Origin of the sequence: Marivivens aquimaris (genome assembly GCF_015220045.1) — a bacterium.
GTDB classification, from domain to species: domain Bacteria; phylum Pseudomonadota; class Alphaproteobacteria; order Rhodobacterales; family Rhodobacteraceae; genus Marivivens; species Marivivens aquimaris.
On record NZ_JADBGB010000001.1, the window covers coordinates 1,829,174 to 1,851,073 of the forward strand.

Here is a 21,900-nt window from a genome sequence, read left to right on the forward strand (position 1 = left end):
TCAGGAAACGAGGATAACTTCGAGCCCGCGCTGACGCAGCGCCGCGACGTTCGGATCGTCGTCAGGCAGGTCGGTCACGAGGGTCGAAACGCAAGGAATGTCGCAAATCTTGTGAAGTGCGGGCTTTGAAAACTTGGTGCTGTCGGCCAGCACGATGACACGGGCGGCGGCATCGACCATTGCGCGGTTGTGGGCAGCTTCGTCCTCGCGGAACGTTGACAGGCCCAGCTGAGCATCGACAGAGTCGGCACCCATGACGAAGGTGTCGAAGCGGTATTCTTTCAGCGAATCCTCGACGAGGCGGCCAGTAAGCGACAGCGCATTCGGACGGATACGCCCGCCGGTCAGCATCACCGTATGATGGCGATGCTGCATCGCGTTTTGCGCCACCACCAGACCGGTCGTCATGATGGTCAGCGGCTCCAGTTCGCCCAGCGCACCAGCAAAGAATTCAGCGGTAGAGCCGTTGTCGATCAGGATCGCCGCGTCCCCTTCGACCAGCGGCACGGCACGTTCGGCAATCTTCTGTTTCTGGGTCAGGTTGGTGCGGCGACGGTCGACGGCGAGAGGTTCGACAAACCCCGCCCCCCGCGGCTGACGCGCGAGAGAAAGAGCAAGCTCGATCCGGAAATCGGAGAGCCCAGCAAAGCCGAAGTGGCGACAGAATCGGATGAGTGTCGGCTCCGACGTTCCGATCTCTGCGCAGATATCCTTTGAAGTATTGCGAATGAAACGCTCCGTATCGGAGAGCGCCAGATCGCCGATGGCACGCAGCTTCGTCGTGAGTGAGGGCAGCTCTGCCCTGATCTCCGACATGAGGTCACGTTTTTCGCTCATTAAGCCGCCCTTTAGCCAAGATGCGGATTTAGAATTGCTGAAACCATTCTTTATGTCAAACCAATATGTCGGTCGTAAAAATTTTAGTTGAACAAAAATAATTCTTGAAACGAGTCGCAAAACTTGCTCGTAGTTGTGCAACCAATGGGAGTCACCATGTACCGCGTTGCACTGGAAGTTTGTATCGATACGCCCGACGGCATTGCCGCCGCGATGGGTGCTGATCGCATCGAGCTGTGCTCTTCGCTGGCGCTTGGTGGCCTCACCCCTGGCGTCGGTCTTGTCGCCAGCGCGATTGCCCAAGGCGCCGAGGTTCACGCTATGGTACGGCCCCGCGCAGGTGATTTCTTCTTCAGCGCTGCTGACATCGACGCGTGCCTCGCCGACATCGCGTTTCTGCGCACCGCAGGCGTCAAAGGCATCGTCATCGGTGCGGCGAATGAAGACGGCACTATCAATGAAGCGGCCATTGCAGAGATGGTGGCCGAGGCAGGAAACCTCGACGTGATACTCCACCGCGTGGTCGACATTTCGCCTGATCCCGTTGCGTGCGTCAATGTTGCAAAACGACATAAAATAAAGCGTATCCTGACATCCGGCGGCGCGTCCAGCGTCCGTGAAGGCCTCCCCGTCATCAAACGAATGATCGCCGCCTCCGAAGGCGTAGAGATCATGGCTGGCGGTGGACTGACAATCGCTGACGTGGAGCCGCTCATCGACGCGGGCATCCACGCGGTCCATTCCTCCTGCGGCACGGATATCGCGGCCAAGGGCGCGGTCGGACGCATCGGACTCAATGCCACCCAGCGAATGACCGATGCCGGAAAAGTCGCGACTTTGAAGGCAGCTATCCACCGGAAAGTGACAGCATGAAGTACGGCATTATCGGCCTTGGCCACAGGCTCGCCCATCTGGTTCGGTGCTTTGCCGCAGCCGATCAGAGCATTGAATGGGTGGCCGTTGCAGACCCAGATGACGTGCGTATGCCGGTGTTCGAGCCACTGGACGCAGCGCCGATCCGCTATGATAGCCCAGCACAAATGCTGGCGGAGCATGATCTGGATGTGATCATGATCGGATCGCCCAATCACCTGCACCTCGAACACCTTGAATTAGCGCTCAAATCGAACGCGAAATTCATCTTTGCCGAAAAGCCTGTCGTCACGAATATCGAAGAGACGATGGCGCTGGCCGAGTTGATGGCAGCGCATGATGGCGTCCGCCGCATCCTCGTTGGCATGGTGCTGCGCTACTCCCCGCTCTATCGCGCGCTGACCGACGCGAGCCGCCAGCACCTTGGCGAGATCATGTCCATCGAGGCCGCCGAGCACATCGCACCCTACCACGGCAGCTTCTTCATGCGCGACTGGCGCCGCGATACCGCGATGTCGGGCGGCTTCATGCTGGAAAAGTGCTGCCACGACCTCGACCTTTATCAAGGTCTCGTCGGCGCACGTCCGATGGAGGTCGCCTCGTTCGGTGGGCGCAAGAAATACCTGCCCGAACGCCGTGTCGATGCTGACTATCTGTCAAAGATGAGCCCTCGTTGGGGCGGAGTGAACGATGCCTTCGGCGGCACGGGCGATATCATCGATTACCAGACAGCGATCGTGAACTACGCGAACGGCGCGACGCTGGCGTTCCACACCAACCTCAACGTGCCCGACGAATACCGCCGTTTCATGGTGGCAGGCGTCGACGGTCAGGCCGAGGGCGATTTCCTCCGCAATTACCTGCACGTGACCCTCTCTGACACTGGTGAGCGGATCATCGACAGCACTCCAGGCGACGCGACGAACGACGGGCACTACGGCGCGGATGATGCGATGGCGGTGGATATCGTCGCCCACATCAACGGCACTCTGGACCAGCTTCCGCTCAGCGTCATTGACGCGCTGGAAGCTGGCGTCACCGCGATGGCGATGGACCTGTCGCGCAACGAAAAACGAATGATCGATCTGGCTCCGGTCTGGGACGATTTCGACAAGGCTCTGGCGGGCAACGCATGAAAAAGATCGACTATTTTCCCTACCTTCTCCTGATACCGGCGTTTGCGCTGACGGTGACGATCGTGGCTTGGCCACTGTTCGAAACCTTCCGCCTGTCGTTCACCAACGCCTCGATGAGGCCATCGTGGAAATACGTCGGCATCGACAACTACGTCGAGATTTTCGAGGACGACTTCTGGGAGGTTATCCGCCTCACCTTCCTTTGGATGACCTGTTCGGTCGCGCTTAAGATCATCTGCGGAACGTTTGGCGCGGTTCTGCTGAACGCCGCCATTCCGGGCCGCGCGCTGTTCCGCGTACTCATCATGCCGCCGTGGATCGTGCCGATTGCTGTGGGCGTGTTCATCTGGGCTTGGATGTATAACGGCCAGTTCGGCATGATTTCGGGCGTGATGCAGCGCCTCGGCTTGATCGACGGACCGCTGGAATTCCTCGCCTTCGGCAACACCGCATTCCTCGCAACGGTCATCACCGACGTCTGGATCGGCACGCCGATGGTCGCGCTCTACCTGCTGGCCGCGATGCAATCCATTCCCACGGAATTGCACGAAGCCGCTTGGACCGACGGCGCATCGCGCTTCTACCGCTTCCGCCGGATCACGCTGCCGCTGATCGCACCTGCGATGGCAACGATGGCCCTGCTGTCCGCGATCTGGACCTTCAATAGCTTCGACATCATCTGGATCCTGACCGAAGGCGGCCCGCGCGGCTCGACCACGACGATGATCATCGACACCTATAAGACCGCGATCAGCCGCTTCCGCTACGGCGAAGGTGCCGCCCGAGCCGTGATGATCCTGATCTGCCTTTCGGCCTTCGCCGGAGTTTACCTCGCGCTGCTGTCGCGACTGAGCAAGCGGGGGACTGCCTGATGCTGAACAAATACACGTGGTGGGAACTGGTCCTGCTGTACCTCGGCGTTGCTGTCTTCCTGCTGTTCGTCCTCGCGCCCTTCGCCGAAGCTTTCGCGGTCTCGCTCCGCCCGCTCGATGGTCTGTTCAACATTCCTTACGAGTTCATCACCGATGACATGACGTTCGAGAACTATTCGATCATGTGGAAATCGGTGCCGAACCTCGCGCTCTATATCTGGAACAGTTTCTTCATCGCGTGCTGCGTGACGATCCTCGCCCTGATCTGCATCATCCCCGCCGCCTATTCCTTCGGTCGCTTCACTTACCGTGGACGTGACGGGCTGCTGGCGATGTTCCTCGGCATCAACATGGTCGGTGCCGCAGTGCTCATCATTCCGCTCTACAAGCTGATGCTGGCGCTCGGACTTCTGAATACCTACTGGTCGATGATTATCCCTGGTGCAGCGTTCTGCGTACCGACCGGTATCTTCCTGATGCGCAGCTATTTCCTGCGTATCCCCAAAGAGCTTGAAGAAGCCGCCTACGTCGACGGTGCTTCGCGTCTCTACACCCTATGGCGCGTCATCCTCCCGGTCGCGCTTCCCGGCATCATGGTTGTGACCATTGCCACTTTCATTACCGCCTATGCGCAGCAGTTCCTGTTTGCCCTCACCTTCAACTCGAAGGACGCCTACAAGCCGCTGCCCGTGGGACTCTACGATTTCTTCGGCCACCAGACCGTTCACTGGAACGAACTGATGGCTGCAAGTCTGGTCGGCATCTCTCCGGTGTTGATCCTTTACGTCTTCCTACAACGCTACATCGTCGCCGGGTTGACCTCCGGCGCGGTGAAGGAGTGACGAAAAATCATGGTCCAACAAGGGAATATAACAATGAAAGCCAAGGCACTATTTCTTGCTACGACTGCGGTTCTGGGGTTTGCCTCCGCTGCCGCTGCACAGACTGAAATCCACCTGATCAACTGTGGCGCTGCTGCCGACCCGCAGAACCCGCTTCAGGAAGAACATGCGAAAGCATGGGAAGCCGAAAACCCCGATTACTCGGTCGTCTTCGAGTATGTTCCGTGGGGTTCGTGCCAGGAACGCGCCATCACCCTTGCTTCGGCTGGTGACCCCGTTGCTGCGTCCTACATGGGTTCGCGCGTGCTCAAGCAGCTCGCAGAAAGCGACCTGATCATCCCGTTCGACCTGACCGAAGAAGAACTCGGCACCTATGAAGACTCCGTTCTGTCGACCGTCATGTTCGACGGCGAAGTCTGGGGCCTGCCGCGCGCCTTCTCGACCAAGGCACTCTACTGGAACAAGGGTCTCTTCGAAGAAGCCGGCCTCGATATGCCGGACGGCCCGCAGACTTGGGAAGACGTCGTGACCGCTGCCAAAGCGATCACCGAAAACACCGACGCTGCCGGCATCGGCCTTCCCGCTGCCGACTTCGACAACACCATGCACGAGTGGTTGAACTGGCTCTACTCGAACGGCGGTGAAGTCATCAACGCAGACGGCGAGATCGTGTTCGACTCTCCCGAGGTCGTCGAAGCCCTCCAGCTCTACGCTGATCTGGCCGACTACACCGAAGAAGGTCCGCTGGCATACGACCGCGGCAAGCTCGAGCCGCTCTTCGCTGAAGAAGCTATCGGCATGTACACCAACGGTGGTTGGGGTCGTAACACCGCAGGCGACATCGACTACGGCATCACGCTGATCCCGTCGGGCCCGTCGGGCGACCACGGCACCCTGCTGATCACCGACAGCCTTGTCGTGTTCAAAGGTTCGGGCGTCGAAGAAGCGACTCTCGACCTGATCACCTACATGACCGCTCCGGAACAGCAGTCGGCATTCGACATCGCCGGTGGTTGGACCCCGATCCGCCAGACCATGGATACCGAGAACCTCGTTGCCGAAGACCCGTCGTGGGAGCCGTTCGTCGTCTCCGTTCCGACCGGTGGCCCCGAGCCGCTTCTCTATGACTACGTCGCTATGCAGGACGTGATCAACGAAGCCATCCAGTCGGTCCTGACCGGTGAAGTATCGGCAGAAGAAGCCGCTGCCGAAGCCCAGTCGGAACTCGAAGATCTGAACGAGTAAGCCACTATCGGAGGCGGCACCACGCCGCCTCCCCCACCCCATTTACAGGACTGCGATATGGGCCAACTTTCGCTGCGTGCGGTGACGAAGAGCTTCGACAAGGCCGAAGTCATCAAACCGACCAATCTGGACATCAACGAAGGCGAGTTCGTTGTCTTTGTCGGACCTTCGGGCTGCGGCAAATCGACAATGCTGCGCATGATCGCGGGCCTGGAAGAGATCACCAGCGGCGAGATCGTCATTGACGACAAGGTGGTCAACAACCTCGCGCCCGTCAAACGCGGCATCTCGATGGTGTTCCAGTCCTACGCTCTCTACCCGCATATGTCGGTCTACGAGAACATCGCCTTCCCGCTCCGCGTTGCCCGCACGCCCCAAGCCGACGTCGACCGTCTGGTGAGCCGCGCCGCCGACGTGCTGAAGCTGAACGAGCGCCTGAAGCACAAACCGGGCGAACTGTCCGGCGGCCAACGCCAACGTGTCGCAATCGGCCGCGCAATCGTACGCGAACCCAAGGTTTTCCTTTTTGACGAGCCGCTGTCGAACCTCGACGCCGCGCTCCGCGCCGAGATGCGCGTCGAGCTCAAGCGTCTGCACGGCCAGCTCAAGAACACCATGATCTACGTCACCCACGACCAGATCGAAGCCATGACCATGGCCGACAAGATCGTCGTGCTGCGTGACGGCGTCATTGAACAATGCGGTAGCCCGCTGGAGCTATACCACAAGCCGCAGAACAAATTCGTTGCCGGGTTCATCGGAAATCCGAACATGAACTTCCTGCCTGCCACGATCACTGCGATCTCTCCCGCGAGCGTGACGGTCAAGCTGAACGACGGCAACGAATGCACCCTCCCCGTTTCGGGCGACTGCAAGATCGGTGACGAGGTCAGCGTGGGCGTCCGCCCTGCCGACTTCCATTCGGGCGGCAATATCAAGGTCATTCCTGACGTGGTCGAACGGCTCGGCAACGAAACCGTCGTCTATGCCAACACCCTTTCGGGCGAGCCAGTGTGCATCGTCACCGGCGGCATGGTCACGATGGCGGGCGGCAAGGAAATCGCCGTCGGCTTCGAAGGCCACAACGCGCATCTGTTCCGCGCGGACGGCAGCGCTTTCGAGCGCAACGTGAACCTTAACGAGTTGGAATTGACGGCCTGATATGCGCCTGCACGTTCACCCCACGCCCGAAGCAGCAGCGACCGAGGCCGCAAACCTCATCGCTGCGCAGGTCACGGACAAACCGTCATCGGTCCTCGGGCTGGCGACCGGCGGCACGATGGAGCCGGTCTATGCGCTGTTGCGTCAGAAACATGATAGCGGTCTGAGCTTTGCTGACGCGGTGACCTTCAACCTCGATGAATACGTCGGGCTGAGCGGCGATCACCCGCAGAGCTACCGCCGCTACATGCAGCACCATTTCTTTGATCACGTCGACATTTGCCAAAGCTCTGCTTACCTGCCGCGCGGGGATATCTCGCCCGAAGAAGCTTCCGAAGAATACGAGGCGCTCTTGCAGAAGTTTGGTCCAATTGACCTGCAACTACTGGGTCTTGGTCGGAACGGTCATATTGGGTTCAACGAACCGCTGAGTTCTCTGGCGTCCCGCACTCGCGAGAAGTCCCTGACCAAAAGCACGCTAGAAGCAAACAGCCGCTTCTTCAACGAAGGCGAGCGCCAGCCGACGACCGCCATCACCATGGGTATCGCGTCAATTATGGATGCCAAGCGCATTATCGTCCTTGCGGTCGGTGACGGCAAAGCCGACGCAGTGGCCGCCATGATCGAAGGTCCGGTCACCAGCATGTGCCCTGGTTCGATCCTGCAAATGCACGCTCAGGTCACGGTGATCGTGGACGAAGCCGCCGCTGCAAAACTCACAATGAGAGAATACGCTTAATTTCGGGTGGTGCCGCGGATCTGCGGCACTGGCTCGATCTTGATGCTACGGATCGGCGTGGTCGGGTCTTCGATCGCGCTGATCAACTCGTTCACCGCAGCCGACACCATCTGGTTCAGCGGCTGGCGGATTGTCGTCAGGTTATAGCTCGGCCAGCGCGATTGCTGCGTGTCGTCAAAACCGATGACCGCAACATCCTCGGGAATTCTTAGACCGAGCTCATGACGGATCACATCCATCGCGGCAAAGGCCATGTGATCATCAGCCACAAACAGGGCGTCGGGCTTATCTTCGACATCGAACAAGGTGCGCGCAGCCTCGACAGCTTCGGCATAATCGTAGTTACCCGAAGCGCGCGAGTGCAGGCTTTGACCCGCCGCGTTCAGCGCGTCGACGAAGCCCTTTTCACGGTCGATCTGCGTCTTCGCGTCGTCGAAACCGGCGAGATGGGCGATTTTCTTGTGGTCGGATTTCAGGAAAATCTCCGCCGCCATCTGGCCGCCACGGTAGTTTTCACTGGTGACAGAACGCAGGTCATCGCGCTTCTGATCGCGGTTGAACAGCATGACGGGGATGGACAGATCGCGGCATCGCTCGGCCAGTACCGAGGACACCGAAACCGATACCATGATGATGCCGTCGACGCGGTAATCGAGGATTTGCTGCACGACCGGCTCGACATCGCCAACGGTGTTGGACGCCATGAAGAGCAGGACGTGGTAGCCGTTTTCCTGCAAAGCGATCGACAGTTTCTCGACCGCCTCGGGGTAGAAGCTGTTTTCCAGATAGTAGACGACCAGACCGATGATGCGGCTTTTGCCGGTGATCAACGATCTGGCCAAGACGTTCGGGCGGTAGCCCAATTCGTCAGCGGCGACGCGGATTTTCTCGGCCATTTTGGCAGAGACCGACGCCCCCGGAGTGAAATAGCGCGAAACGGCCGACTGGCTGACGCCAGCTTTGCGGGCCACATCTACGGATGTCACTGATTTCGCGCTAGCCATTCACTTACTCGCCTTTGTGTCAGGTGGTATTTATCGGCGTGAACGGCCGATGTCATTAATCCAGAATGATACGTTTACCCGTTTTACTATCAAACAGGTGGCAAGTTTCTACCGGAATTGTTGCATGGATCATCTCGCCGATCTCGGCGCGGAAGTCTTTTGCAGCCTTGAGGTTCACCAGCGTCTCGCCCACGTGGACGGCGACCATGGATGCCTCACCCAACAGTTCCAGCGCGAAGGCCGGAGCGTTCAGGTGCGACGGCTGATCCGAAAGTGTCACGTCCTCTGCACGGAAACCGAGGATGATCTTGCCCGACAGGTGCGTCGGCAGACCGGCGAGGGTCAGATTCTCGGCCGTGAAGACACCACCGTTGATCTCGCCTTCGACGAGGTTCATCGCAGGCGAACCTATGAAGCTGGCCACGAAGGTATTCGCCGGATTGTCGTAGATCTCGGTCGGGGTGGCGACCTGCTGGACGACACCGTCGCTCATGACGACAACGCGGTCGGCGAGCGTCATGGCTTCGATCTGGTCGTGGGTGACGTAAATCGTGGTGACTTGCAGCTTGTGCTGGAGGTTCTTGATCTCTGCACGGGTCGAGACGCGCAGCTTGGCGTCGAGGTTCGACAGCGGTTCGTCCATGAGGAACACGTTCGGTTCGCGAACCAGCGAACGGGCAAGTGCCACACGCTGACGCTGACCACCCGAAAGTTCTGCCGGACGACGATCCAGAAGGTTACCGAGGTTCACCATGTCGGCTGCGCGCATGACGCGGTCGTGGTGTTCGGCTTTCGGGATCTTACGAACTTTCAGCGGGAAGCGGATGTTCTCGTAGACGGTCATGTTCGGGTAGAGGCCGTAGGACTGGAACACCATGGAGATGTCGCGGTCCTTCGGTTCAAGGTTGTTTACAACCTTTCCGCCGATGATGATCTCGCCGTCGGTCACGTCTTCGAGGCCAGCGATCATACGCATGGTGGTCGACTTACCGCAGCCCGACGGCCCGAGGAGAACGAGGAATTCCTTGTCTGCAATCTCCAGGTCGAAATTGTCGACACCGACGACATCGCCCCAGCGTTTGCAGACGTTCTTGAGATGGATTTCTGCCATGGGATTACCCTTTGACTGCGCCGGCGGTTAGGCCGCTGACGATCTGGCGTTGGAAGAACATCACGAGGATGAAGAGCGGAACGGTAGCCGAAACCACGGCGGCAACCGCGTACATGATCATGCCTTCGCTCTGGATTGTGCCCATGAAGGAGTTGATCTTGGGGACCATCGTCTGGTTGTCCTGATTGAGGAGCATACCGGTGACAGCAAAGTCGTTGTAAGCGAGCAGGAAGCTGAACAGACCCGTTGTAATCACACCCGGCCACATGACAGGCATGATGACCCAGCGGAACGCCTGGAAACGGGTGCAACCGTCAACCATGGCGGACTCGTCGAGGTCTTTCGGGATCGACATGAAGAAGCTGTGCAGCATCCAGATGGTGAACGGCTGGTTGATCGCCACAAGCACGATGATCGCGGTCGGCAGATAGCCCCAGATGTTCATTTCGAAGAACGGCAGCAGGTAACCCGAAACGAGCGTGATGTGCGGCATTGCGCGGAAGAACAGCGCCGCCATCAGGATCCAGAAGGTGTACTTGCGGGTCGAGCGGGACAGCGCGTAACCACCCAGCGTGCCGAACACGAGGCTGATCGTGGTCACGCAGACGGTCACGATGGCCGTGTTGATGACCGACCGCCAGAATTCGCGCTCGATCCACGCACCGCGGTAACCGTCCATGGTGAAGGCGCCGCCGGTCTGGCGTTCGGTGGCCGGTCCAAAGATCGCGTTGAGGAAGTTCTCGCGGCTGAAGAAGTCGGCCTGCACTTTGAACGATCCCCAGACAGTCCAGAAGAACGGGAAGGCCGCAAGGATGAGCCAGAGGATCAGGATCACCGTCGTAACGATCATCAGTCCTTTGCTCTGGCGGAGTGCGTTAGTGTCGTGCATCAGCGGGCCCTCCGCGAGAAGTCACGCCATGTGCGGATCAGCACGGGCGTCAGGATGATAAGTACGCCGATCATGGTCAGCACCGAAGTTGCCGCAGCCGAACCGTAAAGCTGGTCTACCTGACCGCTGAGGTCGTTGTAGATCGCCCAGGACAGCGAGGTTGCGTGCGCTTCGGAAGAGAAACCGACGATCGGTTCGAAGACGCGGAAGTTATCCATGAGCAGCACGAGGCCAACGAAGGTCGCCAGCGGCACGAGGTGCGGGATCACGACATAGCGGATGCGTTCCCAGCGGTTTGCGCCGTCGATCATCGCACTTTCCAGCGTGTCGGTCGGCAGCGTCTGGAGACCCGCGTAGAACACAACAAAGCAGAACGGTGCCATGTGCCAAGTACCGTAAATGATGAGCACCATCCACATCAGAGCCGGCGACGCTTTGAGCGACAGCTCGGGGTCGTCGAAGATGTACTGGAGGCTCGCGCCGATCACACCGTCGGAGTTGATCATCCAGAACAGGATGAGCGAGCCGATCAGCGGGGTCACGATGTAGGGCAGCAGCGACAGGAAGATCACCGGCCCTTTGACCACTTTCGGGATTGCATTGACCCCTAGCGCGATGAGGAAACCGAATATCATACAGAGCGGCGTCACAAGGAATGTGTAGACCAGCGTGAAGCTCAGCGCCTTGTAAAACGGGAGGTTATAGATCTGGGCGACGATGTCACCAAATCCGTCGTTGTCGGCAAAGATCGCCTTGAGCTCGTCCACAGCGAGGTGGGCGCGGTTGAAATAGGTCCCGAGGCCGTTAAATTTGCCGAGCGGTTGTTCTGCCTTCATTTCGGCAGTGGCTTCGGCATCAACACGGGTTTCGGTCGTACAACCGAACGGACCACAGTTCTCAACTTCGATCAGGACGCGGTCGTGCTCCACATAAAGGGACTGAACGACCACCGACACGATGGGAATGGCGATGAACAGGATCATCGCGACCACGGACGGGAAAATAAAGGCGATAAAATCGCGATGTCGCATGGAGTGCTTCCGAAATAGAGGTGTCCCCGACTAGGTCGGGGACACGGGAGGTGCGACAGGCTTAGTTCAGAAAACCAGCCTCGGTCGCGGCTGCACGGTAGGCGGCTTCTACGTCAGACAGTGCCTGCTCTGCGCCTTCGGAACCCTGCATGAACTCAGCCAGTTCGGCACCCAGTGCGGTGTGCAGAAGGCCCATGTAGGGGGTCATCGGGTAAGCGCGAGCACCTTCGGCAGCAGTGCCGAGAACGCCGTTTGCGCTTGCCGGAGCGTCGAAGTCTTTCATCAGCCAGGTTGCGCCAGTCGGGTTCGCCTGAGCGACTTCCGGACGTGCGCCGTAGACCATGGCCTGGAACGAAGCAGCGGCATCTTCATCCGAGATGTTCTTGGCGATGGTGAAACCATCCCACCACAGAGCCGCAGCCGGGGTCGAACCACCACCGACGAACGGAGCCGGAGCGAGTACAGTTGCTTCGCCGATTTCCGGTGCCGGGCCTTCGGGATCGATGTGACCGTTCACCATCGAACCCCACTGGTTCATGATGGCAACTTCGTCAGCCAGATACAGCGCCTTCATTTCGTTGGCGTCGTAGGTCATGTATTCCGGCGACATGTACTCGGTCAGCGCCTTCATCATTTCCAGCGTCTTCATGCCGGTTTCGTTGTTGATCGACGGCTCTGCCGAACCTGCCTCGAAGAAGTCGCCGCCCATGCCGAGGTACATGTTCACGAATTCCGCAGCGAGGTTCCAACCCGGAAGGTCAGCAGCTGCGAGCGGGTATTCCATAATGCCCTTTTCGCGCAGAACCTTGGCAGCTTCGAGGATCTCTTCGTAGGAGGTCGGCGCTTCGATGCCGGCTTCTTCGAGGATGTCCGAACGCATGAACAGGTGCTGGGCGTTGCCCATGAACGCGATCGCCATGACTTTGCCGTCAACGCGGATCAGCTGGCTTTCCTGAAGGCTGTCGCCGTACTCAGCGACAAGATCGTCCAGCGGACGGATCAGGTCGTCGTTCAGCAGCGGAACGATCGAGTTGTTGGCGACCAGAGCAACAGTGTATTGGGCCGGATCGATGGTCAGTGCCGGAACCTGAAGCGACTTGTGCTCCGAGGTCATGTTGGCTTCAACCGAAACGGTGTCCGAAGCGCAGGTCTTGGCTTCGTCGATTACGATGCCGAGCGCGTCGAAGTCGTTGGCAAGAATGCGGACCGAACCGCTTTCGATGCCGCAGTCAGCGAATGCAGCGCCGGTGCCGAGGACGAGAGCGGCGATGCTGGCCGCAGTCGTTTTCATCATCATCATGTCTTTCCTCTCCGTTATTACGCCCGCGTTGCTTTGCGCGCGGATCGTATGTGTGACGGAGCGGGACAATCCCGCTCCGGTCATTCTGTTAGGCAAGTGCCTCTTCTGCCGAAGGCTTGTCTGCCAGTTGTGCCAGTTTGATCTGAACGAGCATCGACAGCTCGTCGTAGACCGTCCACTCGTCGACGATCTTGCCGTCCTTGAAGTGGAAGTGGGACATGCCCATAACCTGAACCCGCTTGCCGGTCGGATCGCCGAAGCTTTCCAGTCCGCCGAAGCCGAGGTGATGACCTTCCATCACCCAACGCACCGCAACCTTGGTGCCGCCCTCGATGTCCGGAACCGAGCAGATGTGCTGCGGCGAATAGACGGCATCAGGCAGGGCACCAACGAGGCCGATGATCTGATGCGTTACAGCGTTGATGCCGTAAAGCTCTTTCATCAGCGGGCCGTGGTACATACAGGTCGGCGCATAGTTGCGGCGGATTTCACCGAACATTTTGCGGTTATAGATCGCGTGGAGCATTTCCAGCGTCTTGCGCTCAAGCTCGTTGTTCGCAATCGAGGTGTCGACGCTTTCGGCGACCGGATATTGACCGAGCATCAGACCGTTTTCACCGATATCGAGGCTCTTGAGGCCCTGCGACAGCTTCGATGCAGCAACCTTTTCAGCGTAGCCGTGCGGGTCGATGCCGAGCTGCTGGATGATCGCCATCTGGTCCGAAACAACCCACTCGCGGTAGATCTTGTTACGCAGGATCATGCAGTCGGCAACGGTGCGCGACACGAACGGTCGACCGTTCGCTTTGCCGTAGTGGCCGTTTTGGGTGTAACGGCCGGTGCCGGTGACGAGGTGCGAAGTGTAGAAACCGTTCTTGTCGTCACCGTTCCAGATAACCGAAGTCGCGAGACCGCGACGTTCCGGCAGGCTGACGAGGCGCTGGATGGTGTCGCGGACAACATCCTCGCGGTTGTACATCGTACCCATGGTCCCGTAGAGAACGCAGTTATGAGTGTAATGGGTGTAGATCAGACCAACGTCACGCTCGTCCCAAATCTTGTGCGTGCAGCGGATAATGTAATCGACAATATCCGAGTAACAGTCGTCGAAACCTTCCATCGAGTGAGCTCGCTGGCGGGTCTCCGGCACGAGGTCTACAAAGTCGTTGGTTTCGACCTGCATGACCTGCGGCACTTTTGCCGAAGCCGAGACCTTCTTATCGGCCACCGGGGTGGTGTCCTGATTTCCCATTTGTTTGTTCCAATCTTCTTAAAGACGTCGCAAAAATGTATTTTGCATACCTATTCACAGCATCGTTGACTGAAACTCGGAATCGATCAACAAGAAAATGCATACTTATGCAAAACTGATCACAGAACTCCTGTTCGCCATGCTAAAACAAAGCACTCCGGTTGTCAGGCTTACTCGATGAATAGGTATGCAAAATTGAAGAAAAACAGCGAAATAGTGCGGCGATGACCTCTGACAACATGACATTTGACCAGTTCCGGCAACGACTTGAAAGTTTGGGCATAGTCGCCCCTGCTGACGACCTGAAGCCCGCCTATGAAGCAGGCAAGGCGCTCCGCGAGAATGCGAATCGCATCATTGGAAAAGGTGACGCCGATGTCCGTTCTTGATCTCCCGCTCCGCGAGCAGGCCGCGCTGTTACAATCCGGTGAGGTTACAGCAGCAGAACTGTGGTCACTGACCATGGATCGCATCAAAGCGCGCGATGGAAAACTGCGGTCCTTTGTATACCTTTCGGACGGCGAGACACCTGCCGAGGGGCCGCTTTCCGGGCTGCCAATCGCGGTCAAAGACATCATCGACGTGGCCGGAATGCCGACCCGTTGCGGCTCTCACGCGCATGACGCGACGCCCGCCGAGAAGGACGCACCTGTCGTCGCAACTCTGCGTGCACTCGGCATGGTGCCCGTCGGTAAGGTCGCGACTTATGAATACGCGCTGACCGGCCCCGCTTACGACCAACCCAACCCGCCTGCCCGCAATCCGTGGAGCGAGGCGCACATCACGGGCGGTTCGTCCTCGGGCTCCGCGGCTGCGGTCGCGGGCGGGCTGGTTCGCGCCGCGCTGGGGACCGACACGGGTGGTTCCGTTCGTTCTCCGGCGTCCTACAGCGGCTGCGTTGGCCTGAAGCCGACCCACGGCGCGGTCTCTGATGAAGGCGTCTTCCCGCTATCGCAAAGCCTCGACGTGGTTGGCCCGTTGGCTGCGTCTGTCGACGACGCGGCGTTCGTGTACGACGCGATGACAGGGCGGGACATCTCTGCCGAGCTCGGCAAAGACATCAAGGGGCTGCGCATTGGCTACGCCCGCGACTGGTTCGTGAACGATCCCGCCTGCGAGCAATACGTCATCGACGCGATGGATGACGCGGCGGGGATGCTCTCGCAACTTGGAGCCGTGATCGAACTGATCACCCTGCCCGGCTATGCCCCGATGGAGGTCATGGGCTGCGTGCAGATCCAGGCCGAGGCGTGGGACAATCACAAGGCGGGCCTTGCCGAGTCTTATGACCGCTACGGCGTCGATGCGCGTCGCAACTTGCTGTCCGGTGCGATGCTGGACGATGCGACGATCAAAGCGGCTTTCGACTTTGCAGCCGACCTACGAAGGACCTTCGATGAGGCGCTCGAACCATTCGCCGCACTGCTCACGCCGACAACCCTATCGACCGCGCCAGCCTTCGCGGATTTCGAGGACGGGCCCGTCTGGACTGCCATGCGCACCCTGCCCTTCAACATGACGGGCCATCCGGCCATATCTGTCCCTTGCGGCTTTGCGAACGGATTGCCGCTCGGCATGCAGCTTGTCGGTAGATATGGCGACGAAGGCATAATCTGCCGCATCGCTCACGCATTCGAGCAGGCTACAAACCACACGGCCCGCCCTGCATTGCAGGACGGGCCGCTGGAAATCACTGACTGAGGACATCAGTCCTGCATGCGGTCCAGTCGCAGCTGGGCCGCACGGCGGTGACCTTCGAGCGTTTCGCTGGCGGACTGACGCGCTGCCGGCGGTGCAACCTGACGGACACCTTCTTCGCTGAGCCACTGGTGGGTACAGGTCTTGATGTAAGTGCCGACCCACAGACCGCCCGTGTAGCGACCCGCGCCCATGGTCGGCAGGGTGTGGTTGGTGCCGCAGCACTTATCCGAATAGACGACGCTCGAGTTGGTGCCGATGAACAGCGAGCCGTAGTGCTTGAGCTTCTTCGCAAATGCCTTGGCGTCGAGCGTGTGAACTTGCAGGTGCTCGGCGGCTACGATGTCGGAATAGGCGATCATGGACTCTTCGTCGGGGCAGAAGACGATCTCGCCATAGTCGCGCCATGCCTGACCAGCGGTTTCGGCGGTCGACAGAGTTTCGAGCTGCTTGTCAACTTCGACCAGAACAGCCTCGGCCAGCGCCTTGTCGGTGGTGATGAGGCCCACACGGGTGCGGGTGTCGTGCTCTGCCTGCGCCAGAAGGTCGGTCGCGATCATCTCAGCGTCGCCGGTCTCGTCGGCAAGGATGAAGATTTCCGACGGACCGGCCAGTTGATCGATGCCTACAGGGCCGAAGACCTGACGTTTGGCTTCGTTGACGAAGGCATTGCCCGGACCAACGATCTTGTCGACCGGCGGGACGCTTTCGGTGCCGAGCGCCATGGCGGCAATCGCCTGCGCACCGCCAATGCGGAAGATACGGTCAGCGCCCGACAGGTGGCAGCCTGCAATCATGGCTTCATGGGCGTTCGGCGGAAGGCAGGCGACGATCTCTTCGACGCCAGCTACCTTGGCCGGAACAATGGTCATGATCGGAGCCGACAGCAGCGGGTAACGACCGCCGGGAACGTAGCAACCGACGCGCTCCAGCGGGATGTTGCGGTGACCGAGGTGAACGCCTGGGCGGATTTCAACTTCGAGTTCGGACAGCGTGCCGAGCTGCGCTTTGGCGAATGCGCGGACGTTTTCGATGGCGAATTCGGTGTCGGCGCGGGTCTGCGGGTCCATGCGCGACAGAGCCGCTTCGCGCTCTTCGGCGGTGACTTCGAAGACTTCAAGGTCGGCTTTGTCAAAACGCTTGGAATAGTCGCGAACCGCAGCGTCGCCTTCTTTGGCAACACGGTCGATGACTTCGGCAACGATGGTTTCGACCGAAGAGTTGTCCGCGACAGCGTCGCGGTTCGGCGATTTGACGAATTCAATGGAGGACGGAATGGGAAGGCGCGGAGAAGTCATGCGTTAATTCCAAATGGAGTGGTCAGGTACGGGCATTTTCGAAGGCCGACCATGCGGCCTCGAATGAGGAAAAATCGAAATCATCAGCCTTTGTGGCGTCGAGAACGATACGTTCGGTGGCCTGCGTCTTGTGGATCGCATCCTCCAATTGCGGGATCAGGTCGGCGGGGATCACCACAGCACCGTGACGGTCGGCGTGGACCCAATCGTCGGGGCGGACAGTCATGCCGAACACAGTGACGGGCGTGTCCAGTTCGGTCACGCGAACAAACGCGTGGCTCGGACCGACGCTGCCTGCGACAACCGGAAAATCGGGAGCCATATCGCCGAGGTCGCGCATGACGCCATTGGTCAGCACACCTGCCAGGCCGAATGCCTTGTGAACGGTGGTGTTGAGTTCACCCCAGAACGCACCGACGGTATCAGCGCCGTCCTCATCCTCGATCACGACGATCGACGGATCGGTGCCTTCGGACATGTATTTGTAATAGGCCATGCGGCGTTCGCGGATCACGGCGGGGTCCTCGGTGCTGGGCACCTTGGCGGCGATCTTCGCGGTGCGCGCTTTGCCGACGACAACGCCAGTGGGATCGCTGATCTGAACGGTGCCGCGGGTAAAGTCGTTAAAACCGCGTTTGCCCTGCGCCACTTCGATGGCATTGCAGACCGTCGGCGTATCGACCGAGCGCAGCAGTTCGAGGAGTGTTGGTGTCATCATATCTCCAGCCAGTTGCGAAGCGCTGCATTGACGACTTCGGGTGTTTCGAGTGTGGGGATGTGCCCTGCCCCGTCGATGCGAACGACCGTCGCGTGGGGCATTAGGTCCGCCATCAGTTCATGGCGCGACGGCGGGCAGAGTTTGTCTTCGGACCCGTAAAGGATCAGCGTGCGCGGCTGGTACGCCTTCAGGGCTTCCGTCTGATCGGGACGATCGCGCAGGGCCACGGATTGCTGCGCGAACACCAGCGGGCCGAGGTCGAGCGCCATGTCCATCGCGACCGAGCTGACGAGGTGACATTCCTCTACCCCGTGGTAGCGCGGGATGAAGGTGTCGGCCATCATCGCAGCCAGTTCGCGGCCCTTGGCGCGTGCGATTTGTGGTGCCCGTCCGGCTTTGACCTTATCGGTCTCAGCCAGCGGGTTCGTGTCCAGAAGCGCGAGGTGCGTGATCCGTTCCGGTGCCTGACGCAGCACTTCCATCGCGACGATGCCGCCCATGGACAGACCGGCCAGAGCAAACGTTTCCGGCGCGTTTGCCAGAACGCTTTTCGCCATATCGGCAATAGTGCTCTGCGTCGTGAAGTCGGCCACGCTGACCGGAATGTATGCGCCGATTTCCTCGACCTGCGGGGCAAAGAGCCTCGCATCGCACATCATGCCGGGCAGCAGGACCAGAGACAGATCACGCGATCCCATTTACGGCTTCCAGGTCGCGCCGGCGGCGTCGTCGGTATCGCGAACGCGGTAGAGGCTTGCCTCGCCCGACATCGACGGCACCAGCGAGTAGGTCAGCGACGGCGGAACGGCGCAGGTATCACCCGGAGCCAGAACGGACTCGCCGCCTTCCCATGTCAGCTTCCAGTGACCGCGCATGACCATCAGCACGTCGTTGCGACCGCTGGTAACTTGCTCGTCGCTGGCGGACTTGTGCGAGATGAAGTCAACTTCAAAACCAGGCTTGTCCTTGAGCGCGGCGTTTTCACCGATGACCTTTGCGGGGGTCTTGTCAGCCAGCGCCATCAGATCCCAGTAGCGCGCAACATAGCCCGGAATGACATCTGCGGTGGTCGGCTCGGGGTAGGCTTTGAGCTGCTCTTCGGTCAGCAGCGGCATCGGCTTCACGCCTTCAGGCAGGAACTGGCCCTTCTTGCTGTCGTAGAGCTTGCCGTTTTCACCCAGTACCAGGCCGTGATCCTTGGCATCTTCGATCACCTGAGGCGCCCATTGGACACCGCCGCCGGCATCGTCGCCGCCGAGGATCGCCATGATCATACCGTAGTCGGTGCCGATATTTTCGAAACCGCGGAAGATACCGGTCGGAATGTTGATGATGTCGCCTTCTTCAAGGACGACCTCGCCCGCATCACCCCAACGGCCCCAAAAGAAACGCCAGCGGCCCTTGAGCACGAAGAACACTTCGGCGGTGCGGTGCGAGTGAAGCGAGTTGCGGCACTTCGGCGGCTGACCGGCAGCACCGATGTTGAAACCGGGCGTATCCTTGATGTGGACGTGCTGGTCGGGGCTTTCGGAAACGCCGCCACCGATGATGGTGAAGTTTTCCTTCTGGTCCGAACCCGGAGTATGGGCGTCGATAAATGCGGTTTTGCAAGGCACGAGTTCGCCGTAGCGAACGATGCGGCTTTCCATTTCCTGCGGAGTCATTGCGAGTCTTTCTTTGTTATGCGGTCAGCGAGCGGTCCAGCCGCCGTCGACCTTGAGTGAGGTTCCCGTGACCAGCGCCGATGCGGGCGTGGCGAGGAAAAGAACGGCGCCCATCATGTCCGACAGTTCGCCCACACGGCCGAGAGCGATATTCTCGGTGATCCATGCGAAACGTTCGGGATCTGCGAATGTGGCTTCGGTCAGTGGCGTGCGGATGAACGTCGGACAGACCGTGTTCATGCGAATACCCGACGGGCCGAATTCGAGCGCCATAGCCTTGGTCATGCCTTCGATGGCGTGCTTGGACGCGCAGTAGACCGCGCGATCCGGCCCGCCGACATGGCCCATCTGACTAGAGATATGAATGATCGAGCCGCCCTTTCCTGCTGCCTCCAACGCTCTGGCTGCGTTGGTCGAAAGGAAATAGGCGGCCCGCACGTTGACGTTCATCACGGCATCATAGTCTGCCGGCGTCGTCGCGAGCGCAGGAGTGTGGCGGGCCATGCCCGCAGCGTTCACAACGACATCGAAAGGAACGTCAAAGAGTTCTGCCTGAGCGTCGAGGTCGGCGATGTCGCAGACGCGGGAGTATGCGTCCCATCCGTGTGCGCGGATCTGCGACACCGCCTCCTCGAGCGGACCTTCGCGGCGGGCGACGCAAGTCACCTCCGCTCCAGCCTCCGCAAGCGCCACCGCACAGGCCAGACCGATGCCCGATGACGCTCCCGTCACGAGAGCGCGCTTTCCGTCCAGTCGGAACGATGGTGTTTGCGGCAAGTTCATTCGGCGGCCTCTTGCAGAACCGGAGCCGCTTCGGCGTAAGGCACGTTCACGCCGCCATAGCGACGGACACGGACGTTGCACTGTTCAGCGTGTCCTGCGAAACCTTCGAGCATGCACAGACGCGAGCCGTAAGCGCCGATACGTGCGGCGGCCTCGTCGGTCGTGACCTTCTGGTAGCTGTGGGTTTTCAGGAACTTACCGACCCAGAGGCCACCCGTATAGCGACCAGCTTTCTTGGTCGGCAGCGTGTGGTTGGTGCCGATCACCTTGTCACCGTTAGCAACGTTGGTGCGCGGACCGAGGAACAGCGCGCCGTAGCAGGTCATGTTTTCAAGGAACCAGTCGTCGCGGTCGGTCATGACCTGAACGTGCTCGGAGGCGATATCGTCAGCGACCTGAAGCATTTCGTCATAGCTGTCGCAGACGATGACTTCACCATAGTCTTCCCAGCTTTTGCGGGCTGTGTCGGCGGTCGGCAGAATGGCGAGCAGGCGCTCGATCTCGGCCAGCGTGTCTTCGGCCAGCGACTTGCTGTTGGTCAGCAGAACGGCGGGCGAATTGTAGCCGTGCTCTGCCTGACCCAGAAGGTCGGTCGCGCAAAGCTCCGCATCGACGGTGTCGTCCGCAATGACCATGGTTTCGGTCGGACCTGCGAAAAGGTCGATACCAACACGGCCAAACAACTGGCGCTTGGCTTCGGCGACGAATGCATTGCCCGGACCGACCAGCATGTGAACCGGCTCGATGGTTTCGGTGCCCAGCGCCATCGCGCCGATCGCCTGAATACCGCCGAGAACGTAGATTTCATCTGCGCCGCCGAAGTACATGGCCGCGATCACGGCTGCGTTCGGCTCGCCTTTGAACGGCGGCGTGCAGGCCACGATGCGAGGCACGCCAGCAACCTTGGCCGTTGCAACCGACATGTGGGCCGAAGCGACCATCGGGAATTTACCGCCCGGGACGTAGCAGCCGACCGACTGCACGGGGATGTTCTTGTGACCGAGGATCACGCCCGGAAGCGTTTCGACTTCGATATCGGTCATGGACGCGCGCTGCGCCTTGGCGAAGGTGACAACCTGTTCCTGAGCGAACTTGATGTCCGCGATTTCCTGTTCGGTCAGGGTCGAGATCAGTTCGTCGATCTGCTCTTGGGACAAGCGAAAGCTCTCGGGCGTGTAGTTGTCGAACTTGGCGGCCAGTTCGCGAACGGCGGCGTCGCCGCGCTTCTCGATTTCGGCCAGCGTGTTTTCGACCGTGTTGCGGACCGCTGCGTCGTCCGACTGGCGCTCGGCCTCCGGTTTGCCCTTTTTCAGGTAGGTAATGGCCAAAGCCGTCTCTCCCGTCGTCTGAATATTTTGAATACGATTGCAATAGCGTTATGTGGAGAATGCGAGTCTCGCAAGTGATTTTTGCATTCGTATTCAAAATGACCCTGAAAACGACAAGG

22 protein-coding genes are annotated in these 21,900 nt (G+C 59.6%); 9 read left to right on the forward strand and 13 right to left on the reverse strand.

Annotated features, from left to right (window positions below):
- Positions 1–837: a transcriptional regulator gene (locus IF204_RS09050; RefSeq protein ID WP_194096356.1), complete on the reverse strand. Its 837-nt coding sequence runs from the start codon at positions 835–837 to the stop codon at positions 1–3.
- A gap of 156 nt (positions 838–993) precedes the next feature.
- On the opposite strand from IF204_RS09050, the gene IF204_RS09055 reads away from it, so the two are divergent.
- The 7 genes from IF204_RS09055 to nagB are packed head-to-tail and all read left to right on the forward strand — an operon-like array spanning position 994 to position 7,705.
- On the forward strand, positions 994–1,710 hold the full coding sequence (locus tag IF204_RS09055; protein ID WP_194096357.1) for a copper homeostasis protein CutC: 717 nt from the start codon (positions 994–996) through the stop codon (positions 1,708–1,710).
- Positions 1,707–2,846, forward strand: a complete 1,140-nt coding sequence (locus IF204_RS09060) for a Gfo/Idh/MocA family protein (protein WP_194096359.1) — start codon at positions 1,707–1,709, stop codon at positions 2,844–2,846. The genes IF204_RS09055 and IF204_RS09060 overlap by 4 nt, the downstream gene beginning before the upstream one ends.
- Positions 2,843–3,718 (forward strand): carbohydrate ABC transporter permease, encoded by an 876-nt coding sequence (locus IF204_RS09065; RefSeq protein ID WP_167636152.1) that lies wholly within the window; start codon positions 2,843–2,845, stop codon positions 3,716–3,718. Before IF204_RS09060 ends, IF204_RS09065 begins: the two co-directional genes overlap by 4 nt.
- Positions 3,718–4,560, forward strand: a complete 843-nt coding sequence (locus tag IF204_RS09070; protein ID WP_194096361.1) for a carbohydrate ABC transporter permease — start codon at positions 3,718–3,720, stop codon at positions 4,558–4,560. The genes IF204_RS09065 and IF204_RS09070 overlap by 1 nt, the downstream gene beginning before the upstream one ends.
- Before the next feature lie 33 nt (positions 4,561–4,593).
- Positions 4,594–5,805 carry an ABC transporter substrate-binding protein gene (locus IF204_RS09075; RefSeq protein WP_194096363.1) on the forward strand — a complete coding sequence of 404 codons (1,212 nt, stop codon included), beginning with the start codon at positions 4,594–4,596 and terminating at the stop codon, positions 5,803–5,805.
- Between the two features lie 57 nt (positions 5,806–5,862).
- The gene (locus tag IF204_RS09080) at positions 5,863–6,966 is read left to right on the forward strand and encodes an ABC transporter ATP-binding protein (protein ID WP_194096365.1); all 1,104 of its coding nucleotides are present in this window, start codon (positions 5,863–5,865) and stop codon (positions 6,964–6,966) included.
- 1 nt (position 6,967) lies between these two features.
- Positions 6,968–7,705: a glucosamine-6-phosphate deaminase gene (gene nagB, locus IF204_RS09085; RefSeq protein WP_194096367.1), complete on the forward strand. Its 738-nt coding sequence runs from the start codon at positions 6,968–6,970 to the stop codon at positions 7,703–7,705.
- On the opposite strand, the gene IF204_RS09090 is transcribed toward nagB, so the two are convergent.
- The 6 genes from IF204_RS09090 to IF204_RS09115 form a co-directional block, all read right to left on the reverse strand.
- A complete protein-coding gene (locus IF204_RS09090; protein ID WP_194096369.1) occupies positions 7,702–8,709 on the reverse strand; it encodes a LacI family DNA-binding transcriptional regulator in 1,008 nt (335 codons plus the stop codon). The genes nagB and IF204_RS09090 overlap by 4 nt on opposite strands.
- 55 nt (positions 8,710–8,764) lie before the next feature.
- On the reverse strand, positions 8,765–9,820 hold the full coding sequence (locus IF204_RS09095) for an ABC transporter ATP-binding protein (RefSeq protein ID WP_194096371.1): 1,056 nt from the start codon (positions 9,818–9,820) through the stop codon (positions 8,765–8,767).
- Positions 9,821–9,824: 4 nt separating this feature from the next.
- Positions 9,825–10,709 carry a carbohydrate ABC transporter permease gene (locus tag IF204_RS09100; RefSeq protein ID WP_194096373.1) on the reverse strand — a complete coding sequence of 295 codons (885 nt, stop codon included), beginning with the start codon at positions 10,707–10,709 and terminating at the stop codon, positions 9,825–9,827.
- Entirely contained in the window at positions 10,709–11,740 is a 1,032-nt protein-coding gene (locus IF204_RS09105; RefSeq protein ID WP_194096375.1) for a carbohydrate ABC transporter permease, read from the reverse strand. The genes IF204_RS09100 and IF204_RS09105 overlap by 1 nt, the downstream gene beginning before the upstream one ends.
- A 61-nt stretch (positions 11,741–11,801) precedes the next feature.
- Positions 11,802–13,040 (reverse strand): ABC transporter substrate-binding protein, encoded by a 1,239-nt coding sequence (locus IF204_RS09110; RefSeq protein ID WP_228069135.1) that lies wholly within the window; start codon positions 13,038–13,040, stop codon positions 11,802–11,804.
- An 88-nt stretch (positions 13,041–13,128) separates the two neighbouring features.
- On the reverse strand, positions 13,129–14,292 hold the full coding sequence (locus IF204_RS09115; RefSeq protein WP_194096376.1) for a nuclear transport factor 2 family protein: 1,164 nt from the start codon (positions 14,290–14,292) through the stop codon (positions 13,129–13,131).
- A gap of 224 nt (positions 14,293–14,516) precedes the next feature.
- Here IF204_RS09115 and IF204_RS09120 point away from each other — a divergent pair, with 224 nt between their 5' ends.
- Together IF204_RS09120 and IF204_RS09125 are read left to right on the forward strand one after the other, a co-directional pair.
- The gene (locus tag IF204_RS09120; protein WP_194096377.1) at positions 14,517–14,681 is read left to right on the forward strand and encodes a hypothetical protein; all 165 of its coding nucleotides are present in this window, start codon (positions 14,517–14,519) and stop codon (positions 14,679–14,681) included.
- Positions 14,668–15,993, forward strand: coding sequence for an amidase (locus tag IF204_RS09125; RefSeq protein WP_194096378.1), 1,326 nt, complete (start codon positions 14,668–14,670; stop codon positions 15,991–15,993). The genes IF204_RS09120 and IF204_RS09125 overlap by 14 nt, the downstream gene beginning before the upstream one ends.
- Positions 15,994–15,998: 5 nt before the next feature.
- On the opposite strand, the gene hisD (IF204_RS09130) is transcribed toward IF204_RS09125, so the two are convergent.
- Genes hisD (IF204_RS09130) through hisD (IF204_RS09155) form a run of 6 tightly spaced genes read right to left on the reverse strand, consistent with a single transcriptional unit; the run spans position 15,999 to position 21,781 of the window.
- Positions 15,999–17,288 carry a histidinol dehydrogenase gene (gene hisD, locus IF204_RS09130; protein ID WP_194096379.1) on the reverse strand — a complete coding sequence of 430 codons (1,290 nt, stop codon included), beginning with the start codon at positions 17,286–17,288 and terminating at the stop codon, positions 15,999–16,001.
- A gap of 22 nt (positions 17,289–17,310) precedes the next feature.
- Positions 17,311–18,003 carry an RraA family protein gene (locus IF204_RS09135; RefSeq protein WP_194096380.1) on the reverse strand — a complete coding sequence of 231 codons (693 nt, stop codon included), beginning with the start codon at positions 18,001–18,003 and terminating at the stop codon, positions 17,311–17,313.
- Positions 18,003–18,704, reverse strand: a complete 702-nt coding sequence (locus IF204_RS09140) for an alpha/beta fold hydrolase (protein ID WP_194096381.1) — start codon at positions 18,702–18,704, stop codon at positions 18,003–18,005. The genes IF204_RS09135 and IF204_RS09140 overlap by 1 nt, the downstream gene beginning before the upstream one ends.
- On the reverse strand, positions 18,705–19,670 hold the full coding sequence (locus IF204_RS09145; protein ID WP_194096382.1) for a cupin domain-containing protein: 966 nt from the start codon (positions 19,668–19,670) through the stop codon (positions 18,705–18,707).
- A gap of 24 nt (positions 19,671–19,694) precedes the next feature.
- On the reverse strand, positions 19,695–20,453 hold the full coding sequence (locus IF204_RS09150; RefSeq protein ID WP_194096384.1) for an SDR family NAD(P)-dependent oxidoreductase: 759 nt from the start codon (positions 20,451–20,453) through the stop codon (positions 19,695–19,697).
- The gene (hisD, locus tag IF204_RS09155) at positions 20,450–21,781 is read right to left on the reverse strand and encodes a histidinol dehydrogenase (protein ID WP_194096386.1); all 1,332 of its coding nucleotides are present in this window, start codon (positions 21,779–21,781) and stop codon (positions 20,450–20,452) included. Before hisD (IF204_RS09155) ends, IF204_RS09150 begins: the two co-directional genes overlap by 4 nt.
- Positions 21,782–21,900: the final 119 nt, after the last annotated feature.

What these genes read in the sequence shown, in the direction of transcription:
- IF204_RS09055 (WP_194096357.1), top strand. Translation starts at nt 994, where the DNA reads ATGTACCGCGTTGCACTGGAAGTTTGTATCGATACGCCCGACGGCATT.
- IF204_RS09070 (WP_194096361.1), top strand. Translation starts at nt 3,718, where the DNA reads ATGCTGAACAAATACACGTGGTGGGAACTGGTCCTGCTGTACCTCGGC.
- IF204_RS09115 (WP_194096376.1), bottom strand. Translation starts at nt 14,292, where the DNA reads ATGGGAAATCAGGACACCACCCCGGTGGCCGATAAGAAGGTCTCGGCT.
- IF204_RS09125 (WP_194096378.1), top strand. Translation starts at nt 14,668, where the DNA reads ATGTCCGTTCTTGATCTCCCGCTCCGCGAGCAGGCCGCGCTGTTACAA.
- IF204_RS09050 (WP_194096356.1), bottom strand. Translation starts at nt 837, where the DNA reads ATGAGCGAAAAACGTGACCTCATGTCGGAGATCAGGGCAGAGCTGCCC.
- IF204_RS09090 (WP_194096369.1), bottom strand. Translation starts at nt 8,709, where the DNA reads ATGGCTAGCGCGAAATCAGTGACATCCGTAGATGTGGCCCGCAAAGCT.
- IF204_RS09100 (WP_194096373.1), bottom strand. Translation starts at nt 10,709, where the DNA reads ATGCACGACACTAACGCACTCCGCCAGAGCAAAGGACTGATGATCGTT.
- IF204_RS09080 (WP_194096365.1), top strand. Translation starts at nt 5,863, where the DNA reads ATGGGCCAACTTTCGCTGCGTGCGGTGACGAAGAGCTTCGACAAGGCC.
- IF204_RS09095 (WP_194096371.1), bottom strand. Translation starts at nt 9,820, where the DNA reads ATGGCAGAAATCCATCTCAAGAACGTCTGCAAACGCTGGGGCGATGTC.
- IF204_RS09060 (WP_194096359.1), top strand. Translation starts at nt 1,707, where the DNA reads ATGAAGTACGGCATTATCGGCCTTGGCCACAGGCTCGCCCATCTGGTT.
- IF204_RS09110 (WP_228069135.1), bottom strand. Translation starts at nt 13,040, where the DNA reads ATGATGATGATGAAAACGACTGCGGCCAGCATCGCCGCTCTCGTCCTC.
- IF204_RS09075 (WP_194096363.1), top strand. Translation starts at nt 4,594, where the DNA reads ATGAAAGCCAAGGCACTATTTCTTGCTACGACTGCGGTTCTGGGGTTT.
- IF204_RS09140 (WP_194096381.1), bottom strand. Translation starts at nt 18,704, where the DNA reads ATGGGATCGCGTGATCTGTCTCTGGTCCTGCTGCCCGGCATGATGTGC.
- hisD (WP_194096379.1), bottom strand. Translation starts at nt 17,288, where the DNA reads ATGACTTCTCCGCGCCTTCCCATTCCGTCCTCCATTGAATTCGTCAAA.
- IF204_RS09135 (WP_194096380.1), bottom strand. Translation starts at nt 18,003, where the DNA reads ATGACACCAACACTCCTCGAACTGCTGCGCTCGGTCGATACGCCGACG.
- nagB (WP_194096367.1), top strand. Translation starts at nt 6,968, where the DNA reads ATGCGCCTGCACGTTCACCCCACGCCCGAAGCAGCAGCGACCGAGGCC.
- IF204_RS09120 (WP_194096377.1), top strand. Translation starts at nt 14,517, where the DNA reads ATGACCTCTGACAACATGACATTTGACCAGTTCCGGCAACGACTTGAA.
- IF204_RS09145 (WP_194096382.1), bottom strand. Translation starts at nt 19,670, where the DNA reads ATGACTCCGCAGGAAATGGAAAGCCGCATCGTTCGCTACGGCGAACTC.
- IF204_RS09105 (WP_194096375.1), bottom strand. Translation starts at nt 11,740, where the DNA reads ATGCGACATCGCGATTTTATCGCCTTTATTTTCCCGTCCGTGGTCGCG.
- IF204_RS09065 (WP_167636152.1), top strand. Translation starts at nt 2,843, where the DNA reads ATGAAAAAGATCGACTATTTTCCCTACCTTCTCCTGATACCGGCGTTT.
- IF204_RS09150 (WP_194096384.1), bottom strand. Translation starts at nt 20,453, where the DNA reads ATGAACTTGCCGCAAACACCATCGTTCCGACTGGACGGAAAGCGCGCT.